Genomic DNA, 15,391 nt, shown 5'->3' with positions numbered 1-15,391 from the left:
GCATGACTCAATGGGAAGTCGTTATCGGTCTCGAGACGCACGCGCAACTGTCGACCGTCTCGAAGATTTTCTCGGGCGCCTCGACGCAGTTCGGCGCCGAGCCGAACACGCAGGCATGCCCGGTCGACCTGGCGCTGCCGGGCGTGCTGCCGGTGCTGAACCGCGGCGCGGTCGAGCGCGCGATCCGCTTCGGCCTCGCGATCGGCTCGACCATCGCGCCGCGCAGCATCTTCGCGCGCAAGAATTATTTCTATCCTGATCTGCCGAAGGGCTATCAGATCAGCCAGTACGAGATTCCGGTCGTGCAGGGCGGCCAGATCACGATCCAGGTGCCGGCCAACGAAAAGGCCGGCAAGGCCGCGTACGAGAAGACCGTCAACCTGACCCGCGCGCACCTCGAGGAAGACGCGGGTAAGTCGCTGCATGAAGACTTCGCCGGGATGACCGGGATCGACCTGAACCGCGCGGGCACGCCGCTGCTCGAGATCGTCACCGAGCCGGAAATGCGCAGCGCGGCCGAGGCCGTGGCCTATGCGAAGGCCCTCCATGCGCTCGTCGTGTGGCTCGGCATCTGCGACGGCAACATGCAGGAAGGCTCGTTCCGCTGCGACGCGAACGTGTCGGTGCGCCCGGTCGGCCAGGAGAAGTTCGGTACGCGCGCCGAAATCAAGAACCTGAACTCGTTCCGGTTCCTCGAGGAAGCGATCAACTACGAAGTGCGCCGCCAGATCGAGCTGATCGAGGACGGCGGCGAAGTCGTGCAGGAAACGCGCCTGTACGATCCGGACAAGCGCGAGACGCGTTCGATGCGCAGCAAGGAAGACGCGCACGACTACCGCTACTTCCCCGATCCCGACCTGATGCCGCTCGTGATCGGCCAGGACTGGATCGAGCGCGTGCAGTCGGGCATGCCCGAACTGCCGGCCGCAATGCAGCAGCGCTTCGTCGACGAGTACGGCGTGTCCGCGTACGACGCAGGCGTGCTGACGTCGAGCAAGGCGATGGCCGCGTACTTCGAGTCGGTGGTCGCGAAGGCCGGCGCGGCGAACGCGAAGATCGTCGCGAACTGGCTGATGGGCGACGTGTCGTCGCAACTGAACCGCGACGGCATCGAGATCGACGCGATTCCGGTGTCGGCCGCGCAGCTCGCGCTGTTGCTGCAGCGCATCGCCGACGGCACGATCTCGAACAAGATCGCGAAGGAAATCTTCGCGACGATCTGGGACGAGAAGGCGACCGACGAAGGCGCGGCCGACCGCATCATCGACGCGAAGGGCCTGAAGCAGATCTCCGACACCGGCGCGCTGGAAGCGATCATCGACGAAGTGCTCGCGGCGAACGCGAAGTCGGTCGAGGAATTCCGCGCGGGCAAGGAAAAGGCGTTCAACGCGCTGATCGGCCAGGCGATGAAGGCGACCAAGGGCAAGGCCAATCCGCAGCAGGTCAACGAACTGCTGAAGAAGAAGCTCGGCTGAGCATGCGTGCGCGCCTGAACCGCGCTTGACGACGGGCCGCTCCGAACCAGTTCGGGGCGGCCCGTCGCGTTTGGTGGATGCGTTATCGTATGCATCGCACCGTCCAACGGAGGAACGAATGGCGAAACAACCGTCGCTCGACGATTTCCGCGTGCCGTACAGCACGCGCGACAAGGAAGCCGCCGCATTCAAGCTCGACGCGTTCGACCCGGCCGCGAAGCCGTTTTCGTCCGGCTCGAAGGAGGCCGACCGCGAGCGCCTGTCGGCCGTATCGACCGAACTCGACGTCCAGCAGGAGCGCCTGCACACGCAGCAGAAGAAGCGCGTGCTGCTCGTGCTGCAGGGGATGGATACCAGCGGCAAGGACGGCACCGTGCGTGCGGTGTTTCGCGAGGTCGATCCGCTCGGCCTGCGCATCGTGCCGTTCAAGGCGCCGACGCCGATCGAGGCCGCGCACGACTTCCTGTGGCGCGTGCATGCGCAGGTGCCGGCGGCGGGCGAACTCGCGATCTTCAACCGCAGCCACTACGAGGACGTGCTGGTGCCCCGCGTGCTCGGTGCGATCGACGACAAGGAATGCGAGCGCCGCTACCGGCAGATCCGCGATTTCGAGACGATGCTGTACGAGAACGGCACGACCATCGTCAAGTGCTTCCTGCACATTTCGAAGGACGAGCAGCGCGCGCGGCTGCAGGCGCGCATCGACGACCCGACCAAGCACTGGAAATTCGACATCTCCGATCTCGACGCGCGCAAGCACTGGGACGCGTACCAGTCCGCGTACCGCGACGCGCTCGCCGCGACGTCGGCCGAGCATGCGCCGTGGTACGTGATCCCGGCGAATTCGAAGACGCACCGCAACGTGATGATCGCCGAGCTGCTGCTGCGCACGATGACCGACATGAAGCTGGAATTCCCGCCGGCGAAGCCCGAGCTCGAAGGCGTGAAGATCCGCTAAGCTGCCCCCCTGTAAAAACATCGAACTGAACGGAACCCGACATGATGCGAGTGATTACCGCCAACCTGAACGGCATCCGCTCCGCCGCGAAGAAGGGCTTCTTCGACTGGCTCGGCGAACAGAACGCCGATTGCGTGTGCGTGCAGGAAATCAAGGTGTCGGCCGACGACCTGCCGGCCGAATTCGTCGAGCCGCACGGCTTCAAGAGCTATTTCCACCACGCGGAGAAGAAGGGCTACAGCGGTGCGGGCGTGTACAGCCGCCGCGAGCCCGACGACGTGATCATCGGCTTCGGCAGCAGCGAATTCGATCCCGAAGGGCGCTACGTCGAGGCGCGCTACGGCAAGCTGTCGGTCGTGTCGGTGTACGTGCCGTCCGGCTCGAGCGGCGAAGAGCGCCAGCAGGCGAAGTACCGCTTCATGGCCGAATTCATGCCGCACCTCGCCGCGCTGAAGAAGAAGCGCGAGGTGATCCTGTGCGGCGACGTGAACATCGTCCACAAGGAAATCGACATCAAGAACTGGAAGAGCAACCAGAAGAATTCCGGCTGCCTGCCGGAAGAGCGCGAGTGGCTCACGAAGCTGTTCGACGACGTCGGCTACGTCGACGTGTTCCGCACGCTCGATCAGCGCCCGGAGCAGTACACGTGGTGGAGCAACCGCGGCCAGGCATACGCGAAGAACGTCGGGTGGCGGATCGATTACCAGATCGCGACGCCGGGTGTGGCCGGTACCGCGAAAAGCACGTCGATCTTCAAGGACATCAAGTTCAGCGATCACGCGCCGCTGACGATCGACTACGACTACCAGAAGTGATGGCCGGCGCTACGCGGTGCGCGTAGCCGCCAAATGCAAAACGGGCCGCATGTCGAACATGCGGCTCGTTTCGTTGGGGGCGGCGCTTACTGCTTGAGCGACGCCATATCCACCACGAACCGGTACTTCACGTCGCTCTTCAGCATCCGTTCGTAAGCGGCGTTGATCTGCTGCATCGGAATCGTTTCGATATCGGACGTGATCCCGTGCTCCGCGCAGAAATCGAGCATTTCCTGCGTTTCCGCGATCCCGCCGATCAGCGAGCCCGCGAGGCGGCGGCGCTTGAAGATCAGGTTGAACACCTGCGGCGACGGATGATCGTGCTCCGGCGCGCCGACGAGCGTCATCGTGCCGTCGCGCTTCAGCAGGTGCAGGAACGGGTTCAGGTCGTGCTGCGCGGCGACCGTGTTCAGGATGAAGTCGAAGCTGTTCAGGTGCGCGTTCATCTGCGCTTCGTCCTTCGAGATCACCACTTCATGCGCGCCGAGCCGCTTGCCGTCCTCGATCTTCGACGGCGACGTCGTGAACAGCACGACGTGCGCGCCCATCGCGCGCGCCAGCTTCACGCCCATGTGGCCGAGGCCGCCGAGCCCGACGATGCCGACCTTCTTGCCGGGGCCGACGTTCCATTGCCGCAGCGGCGAGTAGGTCGTGATTCCCGCGCACAACAGCGGCGCGGCGCCGGCCGGATCCAGCGTGTCCGGTACGCGCAGCACGAACGCCTCGTCGACGACGAGCTGCGTCGAATAGCCGCCGTACGTGATGTCGCCCGTCACGCGATCCTGGCCGTTGTAGGTGCCGACGAAGCCGTTTTCGCAATACTGCTCGAGGCCTTCTTCGCAGCTCGCGCAGGTGCGGCACGAATCGACGAGGCAGCCGACGCCGACCAGCTCGCCGACCTTGAAGCGCGACACCTGCGGGCCGGTCGCGGTCACGCGGCCGACGATTTCATGGCCCGGCACGACCGGGTAGATCGTGTTGCGCCATTCGTTGCGCGCCTGATGAAGGTCCGAGTGGCAGACGCCGCAGTAGAGAACGTCGATCTGGACGTCGAGGTCGCGCAGCGCGCGACGCTGGAATTCGAACGGGGCGAGCGGCGACTGCGCATCGGTCGCCGCGTAGGCATAGGTTGTGCTCATGCAATGGGCTCCTTGTCCGGAAAACGTCCGGTGAAACAGACTGCCGCCGCACCCTGTGGCGATGCGGCGAGACAGGACCTCATCGTAAGGAGCGCGGCGCCGCGGCGAAATACATGAAGGTCTTGAAGGTTTGCCTATTCCTCTCGAATTGCGCGCGAATGCCCGTCAAAACGCGTCCAAGGTGCTAAATTGCGAGCCAGATTCTCTTGCCGGACAGGACCACGCAGATGAGCTTCCAGCCCCTTTTTGCCGACTCGGGCGACCACGTGCAGCGCCGCATGATCGAGCTGCACACGCGCCTCGCGCCGAACGAGGGCGACACGCTCGCGGCGCTCGACGGCGTGCGCTTCTTTCGCGTGAGCCGTCCCGCGCCGCGCATGCCCGTGCTGTACGAGCCGAGCATCATCGTCGTGTGCCAGGGCCGCAAGCTCGGCTATCTCGGCGACCGCTCGTTCGTGTACGACGCGCAGCAGTATCTGGTGCTGTCGGTGCCGCTGCCGTTCGAGTGCGAGACGTTCGCGAGCCAGGACGAGCCGTTTCTCGCGATCTCGATCCGCGTCGATCTCGCGGTGATCGCCGAGCTTGCGATCCTGCTCGACGAGACGCTCGGCGCGGCCGTCAGCGAGCCGCTCGGCGTCTATTCGACGCCGCTCGATGCGCCGCTGGCCGACGCGGTCGTGCGCCTCCTCGAAGCGCTCGCGTCGCCGCACGATACGCGCGTGCTGGGGCCGGCGATCATGCGCGAGATCGCGTATCGCGTGCTGACCGGCGAACAGGGCGACGCGATGCGTGCGGCGCTCGTGCAGCAGCATCATTTCGGCCGCATCGCGAAGGCGTTGCGGCGCATCCATGCGGAGCTGAGGGCCGATCTCGACGTCGAGACGCTCGCCCGCGAGGCCGGGATGAGCCTCGCGGTGTTCCACGCGCAGTTCAAGCACGTGACGGCCACGTCGCCGATGCAGTACGTGAAGACCGCGCGGCTGCACCAGGCGAGGCTGATGATGGTGCGCGACGGCGTGGGCGCCGGCGCGGCGGCCGCGCGGGTCGGCTATGCGAGTGCGTCGCAGTTCAGCCGCGAGTTCAAGCGGCTGTTCGGCCGCAGCCCAGGGGACGAAGTGCGCTGGATGCGTGACAGCGGCGTGCGCCCGGCAATGGCTGACGCGGACGCGTAGTGGCCGGCGTCGCGCGGCGGCTCAGCGCCGCACGATCTTGCGCCGCTGCGCGCTGATGCCTGCGTAGTCGGGCAGCGATTCCACGCGTTTGCCCGTCGCTTTCGCATAGAGCGGCATCAGGTCCGGCAGCCGGTTCAGCAGATCCTGGCGGCGCGCGGTGCTGTACGGGTGCGTGTAGATGAAGCCCGACGCCTTGTTCGCGCGCGTCGCGACCGCGAGCTTGTCCCATAGCGTGATCGCCGCGCGCGGATCGAAGCCCGCGCGTGCGGCGATGTCGCCGCCGATCACGTCTGCCTCGGTCTCGTCGGTCGGGTCGTAGTGGAGCGACTGCAGGCGCTCGCCGAGGTTCAGCGCCTGCGGCAGCGGATCGCCGACGCCGAACAGCGGCGGCAGCGCGGCCGCGCGCAGCGACGTCTGCGAGGCCACGCTGAAGTTGCTGCGCGCGTGTTCGCGCAGCGCGTGCGCGATGCCGTGCGCGAGCAGCACGCCGAACTCGTCGTCGTTCAGGCGCACGCGGTCGAGCATGCCGCCGTACACGAGCACCTTGCCGCCCGGCAGGCAGGTCAGGCGGATGTCGCGCGAGCGGATCGCGTTCACGTCCCACGCCCAGCTTTTCACGCGGTCGTTCCACTTCACCGAATACGGCGCGAGCTTCGCAACGATCGCGCGCAGGCGCTTCACGCGCGGCTGGTTCGCGGGCAGCAGCCGGTTGCTGTCGGCGGCCGTCTGTACGATCTGCGCGTATTCGTTCGCGGTGAGCTGTTCGAGCAGCGGCGACGGGATCAGCGTGCGGAACGCGATCGCGTTGCCGTAGCGGACTTGCGGCGGCGTCGGCGTATAGGCCTTCGCCGGCGCCGCGGCGCCGGTCGGCTGCGCGCCTTCGGCGGACGGCGGGACGGGCGCGGCGGAGGTTGCAGCGGCGGGCGGCGCGGCTTGCGCGGCGGCCGGCGCGGAGCCGGCCGCGGTCGCGCCGGTGTCGGTCGCGTGCGCGACCGTGGCGGCCAGCGCCGCGGCGCCGACGCTCAACGCCACCGCCGCGTGTGCGAGCCGATGCGGGCGGTTACCGCGCACGGCTCGCCTCGCCGTTGCGCGCGGTACCGTTCCACGGCGCGATCCTGAACAGCAGCAGCATGCCGGGAATCGCGAGCGCGGTACACACGATGAAATAGTCGTACCAGCCGATCTTCGCGACGACGAAGCCGCTCGCGGCCGACGCGAGCGTGCGCGGCACCGACGCGAGGCTCGTGAACAGCGCGAACTGCGTGGCCGTATAGCGCGGGTCGGTCGTGCTCGCGATATACGCGACGAACGCGGCCATCGTCAGGCCGGTCGTGAAGGTTTCGAAGCCATAGACGATCGCGAGCGCGACCGTCATCGGGCTGAATTGCGGCGTGACGGCGATGCCGAACACCGACAGCACGGACGCGATCGCGTGGCTCGTCGACACGGTGAAGTCGTAGAGCATCGCGAGCACCGGCGAGCCCGGGCCGAGCTGCGCGAGCCACGCGAAGCCGAGCGTCGACACCATCTGCAGCGCGCCGAAGATCCACAGCCCGCGGCCGATGCCGATCTTCACGAGCCAGACGCCGCCAATGATGCCGCCGGCGACGCTCGCGACCAGTGCGGTGGTTTTCGCGACGATGCCGATCTCGGTGCGCGTGAAGCCGATGTCGAGGAAGAACGACGTCGACAGCGTGGTGGCCATCGTGTCGCCGATCTTGAACAGGAAGATGAACGCGATGACGAGCAGCGCGCCGGCCCAGCCGTCGCGCTGGATGAATTCGCGGAACGGCAGCACGATCGCGTCGCGCAGGTTGCGCGGCGGCGCGCCGACCACTTCGGGCTCGCGCACGACGAGCGTCATCAGGATGCCCGGCAGCATGAACGCGCCGGTGATCGCGAACACGGCATCCCACGGCAGATGATCCGACAGGATCAGCGCCAGCGAGCCGGGGATCAGCGCGGCGAGCTTGTACGCGTTCACGTGCACCGCGTTGCCGAGGCCCTGCTCGGTGTCGCGCAGCAGCTCGCGGCGGTACGCGTCGATCACGATGTCGGCGCTCGCGCCGAAGAATGCGACGAGCGTCGTGAGCGCGGCGACCGTCCAGATCGAGTCGCGCGGCGACACGAAGCCGAGCGCGGCGATCGCACCCGCGACCAGCAGTTGCGTGAGCAGCAGCCAGCCGCGCCGGCGGCCTGGCCGCCAGCCGGGCAGGCGCGGGATGTAGCGGTCCATCAGCGGCGCCCACAGGAACTTCCACGTATACGGGAACTGGATCAGCGCGAACAGGCCGATTTCCTTCAGGTTCACGCCCTCGGAGCGCAGCCATGCCTGCACGAGGTAGACGAGCGTGAACAGGGGCAGCCCCGACGTGAAGCCCAGGAACACGCAGATCAGCATGTGCGTGTTCAGATAGGCTCGCCAGCCGGGGTGATCCTCGTGAGCGGTGAGTGCGGGCGCCTCGTGTGGCGTTTTCGACATGGGCTGGAACTGGGTAGCGTTGACTGATGGCGGCGGCAGCGCAGGTGGCGCGGACGGCGCAGGAGGGGCGGCCGCGCGCGTGGGCGGGCCGGATCTTCCGTCAACGGCTCCCCGGCTCAGCTGCGCTTGACGCGATAGACAGCAAGACTACCACGCCAGTTCGCTCCCCATCGAATCGGCTGGCCTTCGTGCAGCACGACGCGGTCGAGGATCGTCACGCCCACTTCGGGCGCCAGCGCCTCGAAATCCTCGATCGTCAGCACCCGCACGTTCGGCGTGTTGTGCCATTGGTAAGGCAGCGACTTCGATACCGGCATCCGGCCGTTCAGCACCGACAGCCGGTGCGGCCAGTAGCCGAAGTTCGGGAACGACACGATGCACTCGCGGCCGACGCGCGCCGTTTCGCGCAGGATCGCGGCCGTCTGGTGGATCGTTTGCAGCGTTTGCGACAGGATCGCGATGTCGAAGCTGTGGTCCTCGAACAAGCGCAGGCCGTCCTCCAGGTTCTGCTGGATCACGTTGATGCCGTTCTTCGCGCTCGCGAGCACGCCCGCGTCGTTCAGTTCGATCCCGTAGCCGGTGACGTCGAGCTCCTCCATCAGCAGCGCGAGCAGCGAGCCGTCGCCGCAGCCGAGATCGAGCACGGTCGAACGCGGCTCCACCCAGCGCGCGATCGTGCGGAAGTCCGCGCGCGCGGACAGGGAATTCAGCGCTTGCTGGTTCATGCTCCCACCTCGTTGGCGATTCGTTCGTAATACGCGCGGATCAGGTTGTGATAGCGCGCGTCGTCGAGCAGGAATGCATCGTGACCGTGCGGCGCATCGATTTCCGCGTAGCTGACCGTGCGCTTGTTGTCGAGCAGCGCCTTCACGATCTCGCGCGAGCGTGCGGGCGCGAAGCGCCAGTCGGTCGAGAAGCTCGCGATCAGGTACTTCGCCTGCGTGTGCGCGAGCGCGGCCGTCAGGTTGCCGTCGAACGCCTTCGCCGGATCGAAGTAGTCGAGCGCGCGCGTGATCAGCAGGTAGGTGTTCGCGTCGAAGTAGTCGGCGAACTTGTCGCCCTGGTAGCGCAGGTACGACTCGACCTCGAACTCGACGTCGAAGCTGAAGTTGTACGCGTCGAGCGCGCCGTCGGCACGGCGCAGCGCGCGACCGAATTTCTCGGCCATGTCGTCGTCGGACAGGTACGTGATGTGGCCGATCATCCGCGCGACGCGCAGGCCGCGCTTCGGCTTCACGCCGTGCGCGTAGTAGTCGCCGCCGTGGAAATCGGGATCGGACAGGATCGCCGAGCGCGCGACCTCGTTGAACGCGATGTTCTGCGCGGACAGCTTCGGTGTCGACGCGATGTCGATGCAGTGCGCGACGCGCTCCGGATACATCAGGCTCCACGCGAGCGCCTGCATGCCGCCGAGGCTGCCGCCCATCACCGCGGCGAAGCGCTCGATGCCGAACGCGTCGGCGACGCGCGCCTGCGCATGCACCCAGTCCTCGACGGTCACCACCGGGAACTTTGCGCCGTACGGCTTGCCGGTCGACGGATCGATGCTCATCGGGCCGGTCGAGCCGAAACACGAGCCGAGGTTGTTCACGCCGATCACGAAGAAGCGGTTGGTGTCGAGCGGCTTGCCCGGGCCGACCATGTTGTCCCACCAGCCGGTGCTGCGCGGATCGTCCGCGTAGACGCCGGCGACGTGGTGCGACGCGTTGAGCGCGTGGCACACGAGCACCGCGTTCGAGCGCGCGGCGTTGAGTTCGCCGTACGTCTCGACGACGAGCTGATAGTTGCCGATCACGCTGCCGCTTTGCAAGCGCAGCGGTTCGGCGAAGTGCATGGTCTGTGGAGCGACGATGCCGATCGATTCCATTCGTTCCGCCTTATGCCATATGACTGGGCGGCTAAACGGTGTCGGCGGGGCGCGGAGGCGAAGGTGCGCGGCTGACGACCTCTTTAGCCGCATTTGTAGTGAACCGCCGGGCCGCACATCCACGCCCCGGCCGGTTCGCGCGCCCGCAATCGAGTCAGCAAATCGGCGCGCTTCCGACCTGCCGCCCGTGGGGGCGACAGATCGAAGGAGTATAGCGGAATTCCGCGGGAGCGCGAATTTCGCGCCCCCGGCCGCGGGCGGGGTTACCAGCGGTATTTGGCCGAGAACTGTCCCGTTACCACCGTGTAGTCGGACAGGTTTCCTTCCACGCCGAGGCTTGCCGATACCGAGAATTGCCGACTCAACTGGCCGGTCGCGCCGAGCCGGACCGCCACGCGGTCGCGCGGCACGCTGAACGAGAACGCATTGCGGTCGAGCGTCAGCGAGCGCGAACCCGGACCGTGCCACCAGTTCGCCTCGATGAACGGCCGGAGTTCGCGGCCATGCGGCATCGCGGTCACGCCATGCACGCGTACGCCCAGGCGGGTGAGCACGTCGGTCGAGCCCTGGCCGTCGAGGCGGCCGCCAGCGGTGCCGTGCGCGTCCGCGCGATAGTCGGACACGACGAGCTGCGCTTCGGGCTCGACGAAGAACCGCGTGTCGCCCCGCTCGTAGAACCCGAGTGAATAGCCGGTCTCGATCGAACCGGTCGCGGTGCGCGACCGGTACGAATCGGCCGCGAGGCTGCCGCCGACCGTGTTCGCATAGGCGCCGTACATGAACCACGCGTCGACGTAGGGGCCGGTCAGGATGTCGCGGTTGCCGTACCACGTGCCGTACAGACCGACGTTGTAGCCGGAGACGCTGCCGCGTGCGGTGGCGTCCATCGTCCGGCCCTCGAGCGCATTCCACAGCGGGCGTGTCGACCAGTTCGTCTGGCTGCCGTACATCCCCATCGCACCGATGCGCACGCTGCCGCCGCGACCGTCGTCGAAGCGGAGCAGGTCGGCGCCCGCGTGAATCAGGCGGCCATTGCCCGACACGCTGCGGTTGCCGCCGGACATCGACGTTATCTGGCCCTCGGCGCGCAGCCACACGGCGCCGTCCAGCGGGCCGGTTGCTTCGGCGCGTAGCGAACGATCGTCACGCTGATGCAGCGAATGAATCGCCATCGTCGCTGCGGCGTCTGCGTTTGCCAGATACGCGTCGGGTTCCGGTGCGGCGGTGCGCGGCGGAGGGGGGACGACTTCCGGCACGATCGGCGGATCGGGCTGGACCGGCGGCAGTGGCTTTGCCGCGGAGACGAGATACCAGTCTTCCGCCTGCCCGCCATCGCCGCCACGTTTGAGCATGTAATCGTAGCCGCCTGCCGACAACGTACCGAAGCCGTTCCGGTAGCCGTCCGATGCCGCATCGAGCGTGAATGCCGATGCATCGGTCGTGCCGCCGTTGCGGGTTTCGACGAGCGGGATGCCGACGGTCGTCGCCGCGCCGTCGCCGCCCGCGCGTTTCACGACGATGCCGGTATCGCCCGATGCATGGCCGCCGTCGATCACGAGGCGGTCGCTGGGCGACGAGTCGTCCTGCAGCGTCGTATGGAGGACGAGCTTGCCGTTGCGGGCCGCATAGTCGCCCGTCACCACGAGCGTGTGCGGTGTCGGCGCGCCCCGGGCCGCCGGCGTGTCGAATGCGATCGTCGAATCGTTCAGCGCGACGGAGCCGACCGACGAATCCGCGGTGACGGTCCAGAGACTGTTCGTGTTCAGCGACAGCGTGCGAACCGCGTCGGTCGCGCCCGTCCACGCGGACGCGTTCGTGAGCGCGACGTCCGTCACCGCCTGCGTCGGACTGCCGTCGTCGGTCGGGTGGTTGACGATGTCGCCTGCGGCATGGGAGCGCTCGTCGAGCGTCAGGCGTACCGGCGCACCCGACCCGGCATGGACGGACAGCAGCTTGCCGTTGCCGCCGATCGCGCGCGTGCCGTTTTTCAGCGTGACCGTCGCATCGGATGCGTCGATCGCGCCATGGCGCTCGCTGACGAGCGTGCCGTCGTCGATCGTCAGCGTGCCGCCATGGACGGCCGCCCCATACGCGTCGGCGCCGGTCGTGCGGGCGTCGCTGCGCAGCAGATCGACCGTGCCGCCGACACTCGCGTACAACGCGGTGGCTTCGGCGCCGTGCGTTTCGACGCTCGTATCGGTGAGCGAGGCGACGGAGCCTGCGCCGGCCGACAGCACGCCGCGCGCGCGTTCGCCGCTCGTCACGATGCCGCCGCGTGTCATCGCGACCTCGCCGCCGAGCCGGGCGACGGCGCCGATCGCGCCCTTGCCGTCGGTCGTCACCTGCGTATCGGTGGCGTCGATGACGGGCGTGTCGGCGTACTCCTTCGACGCGTAAAGCCCGTGCGAACTGATGCCGTGCGTAACGACGCGCGTGCGTTCGAGCCTGACGCTGCCCTCGCGGGTATCCACGCCGAGCGCCGCGTATCCGCTTGTTTCGAGATGCGAGTCGCTGAAGGTGACGGTAGATGCGCCCGGCATGTACAGCACCGACGCATACTCGCCATCCGTGCGGATATCGGTGCGCTTCAGCGTGGCCAGAATGCCGCCGTAGCTGAGGGACAGGCCGGTGCCGAACAGGCCGCTGGTGCGGATCAGCGTGTCGGTCACGTCGAGAGTGCCGCCCGGAACCAGGATCGTCGCGATGCCCGACGCCTCCTTGCCGCGTGTCACGATCACGCTGTCGGAGAGCGATAGCCGCCCGTTGGCGCCGTCGATGTATGCGCCGTGCGCGTAGTCGCCGTCGGTATCGATGGAGATGCGCTCGGCGGCTGCGCCGCCGCCGTGACGAAGATCGATGCCTGCGCTCGAGTCGCCGCGCGTACGGATTTCCGTATCGCGCAGCGCGACGCGCGACCCGGTACCCCACGCGGACGCGCCGGCCGTGACGTTGCCGGTCGTGAACACGCGGGTCTTGCCGAGGGTCGTCAGCGTGCCGCCGTTGACGGCGGAAAGTACGGCCGTGCCGGATGCGGTTGTCGAATAGTCGCCGGGGGCGACCTCGAGCGCGATGCCGTCCGCTAGTTGTGGTCCGCCGCCGACGACTTGTGCCATTGACGCCCACGGCATCGCCGCGCTGGCGAGCAGTGCGGAATGCAGGACACGCCGGCCGATGCGTGCATGAGAAAAAGAAAAATGACTGCAGTTCACCTGATCACCTTGACTTCTCCTGAATAAGGTAATGTGATCTCGCGAAGGATATTTTTAAATTGGACGAGTTCGAATTTTGGCGGTTGCTTCGCGTCCGGCACGGAACACGCCGAAATGCGGGGATTTTTCGACGCGCGTGATTCGATCGGCCGTGATTGCCTTCGGGGTATTCGACGCGAGCGGATGGTGTACTGAACGGCCGCACGCGATCCGGCGTGCATGTTCCAGCCAATTGGAGGGGGAGGGCAAAACGAATGGTGCGCGGTGCGGTCCGCGCGAGTGCCGAACTTGTCCGGGCGCGAATGGACGGCCGCCGAGCGACTGTGTGCGTACGGCAGCCATCGGCAAGCCGGGGCGCGCATCCTGCCGCGCGCCCGGCAACGAACCGGCGCGCGGGACGCGCGCCGGTTCGCCGTTTCTTACTGGTACATGATCGAGTACATCACCGACGTATTCACCGTCCCCTGGCCAGCAGCGCCACCCGTTGCGACGTATTGCGCGTAGTACGGGAGCTCCGCGGTGCCGTTCGACAGCGCGACCGCCTTCGAGTTTTCATCGGCCTTGCCGACCCCGATATTGCTCGTATCACCGTTGAGCAGGCCGATCTCGACGTTCTTCGCGGTGCCCGATGCGTTGAGCAACTGGCCGGTCGTCGAGTTGACCGTGGTGCCCGGCTCGAAGTGCGTGTAGACGTTGCCCGTCGACGGCGAGCAGTTCTTCAGGCCGATCTTGAACGACGTGCGGCCGGCCGTCGCTCCGCCCGTGGCAAGCGACGACGTGGACACCTTCGGCAGCGCGACGGTGAAGTCCTTGCCGCCGGTGCCGTTGCCGTCGATCGTGCAGGTCTGCGTGCCGATCTTGCCGTTGATGGTGATCGTGCCGTCCGCGGCGTGCGACACGGCCGGCAGTGCTGCCGCGGCAGCGACGGTGAGAGCGGCGATGCTGGAGAATGCGAGTTTCATGTCAATTCCTCTAGTACTAGGAGATGTAAAAACGGACTCCGCCGTCGAGCCGTCCGCATGCCGTAACCGGCCGTACGGGTGACACCCGACTTCGTCCGTCAATGACCTTCCGATGCAATCCAATAGGACTGCAAAACAGAAGTTTGTTGCGGTCATCGATCGAGCGATGACCGACTTAGCAGACCTGCCGTTTGCGATTGCCTGGCGACCGGCGCGCTATCGAATCACTGAGCTATCGAGCGCAGAACGCTCACTGGTAGCTCATCGTAAACGTCGCGACACCCTTGACCTTTCCGCCGGATACCGGCCCGGTCGCGATGTACTGCGCGGACAGCGGAATGCTGGTCGTTGTCGCGGACGGCCCGACCAGCCATTGGTTGGTATTGCCAATGGCGATGGAATCCGGACCGTAACCGACGGGCTGCCCGTTTCTCAGGATGCGAAGCTTCACGCCTTTCGCCGACGAATCGGGCGTGAGGGTCAATTGATTGCCGGTATTGCCCTGGTCGGTCAAATCGGTCAGTGTCACGTAAACGTTCGAGCCGGATTTGCAATTCAGCCCGATATTGAATCCCGCATCGCCTGCGGTCATGCCGACGGTATTCAGTTGGCTTGCCGCGACGGGCGGTAGTTTCACGTCGACCGACGGTGTGGTGACCGTGCAGGTGTTAGGCATGACGATAAGTTTGCCGACGGGCTCTTTCCAGGTTAGGTTCCATTGGGCCGCGCCGTATTTACCATCAGGTCGACTTCGTATATAGATACTAAGTGGCGCGGTGGCATTCCTCGGGAGCGATGAGTTATATATATTGTCGTCGACCTTTATCAATTCGATTTTGAGTGGCACTGTGCCCTCAATCGGTTTGGTCGTCGGGTTGGGCGGCGCGAAAGGCACGAGGTTTCCGCCGGGGCTGATGATCGCTCCAGTCTCAGCATTGCTGATACGCAACCCTAATCCTTTGTAGTAGTTTCCTGCAGCAACGGATGCGACTCCGGGGATACTAGATTCCCATAGGGAGACCATCGCCATGGCCTCATATCCTCCGGGCGGGTTCGGGTTGGCATTGCATTTATAGCTCATCGGCCGATCCACTGTTGCTGTCGCAAGAACGGCACCATTCGGGGTGTCGTAGGAGACAAGTACATTGCCGAAACTGTAATGGCGAACGTAATCTCCGGTGTTGTTTCCACCGGGGTAGGTGCAATAACCACTAGCTTGTGCAAGGCTGGGGTTTGATTTCAATAGGGTTGTGGTGTAAAGCATGAAAATAAGCAGATATTTAAATTTCATGTTTTCATGTTCCATTTATCG

General features: G+C 66.0%; 12 protein-coding genes. 4 read left to right on the top strand and 8 right to left on the bottom strand.

Annotation, left to right across the window (positions count from 1 at the left end):
• Positions 1-2: 2 nt before the first annotated feature.
• The 3 genes from gatB (at position 3) to CFB81_RS16045 (ending at position 3,248) form a co-directional block, all read left to right on the top strand.
• Positions 3-1,475 (top strand): Asp-tRNA(Asn)/Glu-tRNA(Gln) amidotransferase subunit GatB, encoded by a 1,473-nt coding sequence (gene gatB, locus CFB81_RS16055; protein ID WP_069618222.1) that lies wholly within the window; start codon positions 3-5, stop codon positions 1,473-1,475.
• Positions 1,476-1,593: 118 nt separating this feature from the next.
• The gene (locus tag CFB81_RS16050) at positions 1,594-2,433 is read left to right on the top strand and encodes a polyphosphate kinase 2 family protein (RefSeq protein WP_089435771.1); all 840 of its coding nucleotides are present in this window, start codon (positions 1,594-1,596) and stop codon (positions 2,431-2,433) included.
• Between the two features lie 41 nt (positions 2,434-2,474).
• Complete coding sequence (locus CFB81_RS16045; protein ID WP_006477482.1) at positions 2,475-3,248, top strand: exodeoxyribonuclease III; 774 nt, start codon at positions 2,475-2,477, stop codon at positions 3,246-3,248.
• Positions 3,249-3,334: 86 nt separating this feature from the next.
• On the opposite strand, the gene CFB81_RS16040 is transcribed toward CFB81_RS16045, so the two are convergent.
• Positions 3,335-4,387 carry an NAD(P)-dependent alcohol dehydrogenase gene (locus CFB81_RS16040; RefSeq protein ID WP_069618219.1) on the bottom strand — a complete coding sequence of 351 codons (1,053 nt, stop codon included), beginning with the start codon at positions 4,385-4,387 and terminating at the stop codon, positions 3,335-3,337.
• A gap of 227 nt (positions 4,388-4,614) precedes the next feature.
• Between CFB81_RS16040 and CFB81_RS16035 the strand changes: the two genes are divergently transcribed.
• Positions 4,615-5,559 (top strand): AraC family transcriptional regulator, encoded by a 945-nt coding sequence (locus tag CFB81_RS16035; RefSeq protein ID WP_069618218.1) that lies wholly within the window; start codon positions 4,615-4,617, stop codon positions 5,557-5,559.
• A gap of 21 nt (positions 5,560-5,580) precedes the next feature.
• Here CFB81_RS16035 and CFB81_RS16030 read toward each other — a convergent pair whose 3' ends face one another.
• From CFB81_RS16030 to CFB81_RS16000, 7 genes are all read right to left on the bottom strand, one after another.
• Complete coding sequence (locus CFB81_RS16030; protein WP_069618217.1) at positions 5,581-6,630, bottom strand: M48 family metallopeptidase; 1,050 nt, start codon at positions 6,628-6,630, stop codon at positions 5,581-5,583.
• The gene (locus CFB81_RS16025) at positions 6,620-8,041 is read right to left on the bottom strand and encodes an AmpG family muropeptide MFS transporter (RefSeq protein WP_069618216.1); all 1,422 of its coding nucleotides are present in this window, start codon (positions 8,039-8,041) and stop codon (positions 6,620-6,622) included. Before CFB81_RS16025 ends, CFB81_RS16030 begins: the two co-directional genes overlap by 11 nt.
• A 116-nt stretch (positions 8,042-8,157) precedes the next feature.
• A complete protein-coding gene (gene metW / locus CFB81_RS16020; RefSeq protein ID WP_006755281.1) occupies positions 8,158-8,766 on the bottom strand; it encodes a methionine biosynthesis protein MetW in 609 nt (202 codons plus the stop codon).
• Positions 8,763-9,908 carry a homoserine O-acetyltransferase gene (locus CFB81_RS16015; RefSeq protein WP_006484643.1) on the bottom strand — a complete coding sequence of 382 codons (1,146 nt, stop codon included), beginning with the start codon at positions 9,906-9,908 and terminating at the stop codon, positions 8,763-8,765. The genes metW and CFB81_RS16015 overlap by 4 nt, the downstream gene beginning before the upstream one ends.
• 263 nt (positions 9,909-10,171) lie before the next feature.
• Entirely contained in the window at positions 10,172-13,021 is a 2,850-nt protein-coding gene (locus CFB81_RS16010) for an autotransporter outer membrane beta-barrel domain-containing protein (RefSeq protein ID WP_256976185.1), read from the bottom strand.
• Positions 13,022-13,536: 515 nt separating this feature from the next.
• On the bottom strand, positions 13,537-14,079 hold the full coding sequence (locus CFB81_RS16005; RefSeq protein ID WP_089435769.1) for a fimbrial protein: 543 nt from the start codon (positions 14,077-14,079) through the stop codon (positions 13,537-13,539).
• Between the two features lie 250 nt (positions 14,080-14,329).
• The gene (locus tag CFB81_RS16000) at positions 14,330-15,370 is read right to left on the bottom strand and encodes a fimbrial protein (protein ID WP_179235963.1); all 1,041 of its coding nucleotides are present in this window, start codon (positions 15,368-15,370) and stop codon (positions 14,330-14,332) included.
• Positions 15,371-15,391: the final 21 nt, after the last annotated feature.

Origin of the sequence: Burkholderia sp. AU28863, from assembly GCF_002223195.1 — a bacterium.
GTDB classification, from domain to species: Bacteria; Pseudomonadota; Gammaproteobacteria; order Burkholderiales; family Burkholderiaceae; genus Burkholderia; species Burkholderia sola.
This window is presented reverse-complemented; position numbering and strand designations above follow the sequence as displayed.

Excerpts from the sequence above, each read along its gene's own strand:
- gatB (WP_069618222.1), top strand. The coding sequence starts at position 3 with ATGACTCAATGGGAAGTCGTTATCGGTCTCGAGACGCACGCGCAACTG.
- CFB81_RS16050 (WP_089435771.1), top strand. The coding sequence starts at position 1,594 with ATGGCGAAACAACCGTCGCTCGACGATTTCCGCGTGCCGTACAGCACG.
- CFB81_RS16045 (WP_006477482.1), top strand. The coding sequence starts at position 2,475 with ATGATGCGAGTGATTACCGCCAACCTGAACGGCATCCGCTCCGCCGCG.
- CFB81_RS16040 (WP_069618219.1), bottom strand. The coding sequence starts at position 4,387 with ATGAGCACAACCTATGCCTACGCGGCGACCGATGCGCAGTCGCCGCTC.
- CFB81_RS16035 (WP_069618218.1), top strand. The coding sequence starts at position 4,615 with ATGAGCTTCCAGCCCCTTTTTGCCGACTCGGGCGACCACGTGCAGCGC.
- CFB81_RS16025 (WP_069618216.1), bottom strand. The coding sequence starts at position 8,041 with ATGTCGAAAACGCCACACGAGGCGCCCGCACTCACCGCTCACGAGGAT.
- metW (WP_006755281.1), bottom strand. The coding sequence starts at position 8,766 with ATGAACCAGCAAGCGCTGAATTCCCTGTCCGCGCGCGCGGACTTCCGC.
- CFB81_RS16015 (WP_006484643.1), bottom strand. The coding sequence starts at position 9,908 with ATGGAATCGATCGGCATCGTCGCTCCACAGACCATGCACTTCGCCGAA.
- CFB81_RS16010 (WP_256976185.1), bottom strand. The coding sequence starts at position 13,021 with ATGGCACAAGTCGTCGGCGGCGGACCACAACTAGCGGACGGCATCGCG.
- CFB81_RS16005 (WP_089435769.1), bottom strand. The coding sequence starts at position 14,079 with ATGAAACTCGCATTCTCCAGCATCGCCGCTCTCACCGTCGCTGCCGCG.
- CFB81_RS16000 (WP_179235963.1), bottom strand. The coding sequence starts at position 15,370 with ATGAAATTTAAATATCTGCTTATTTTCATGCTTTACACCACAACCCTA.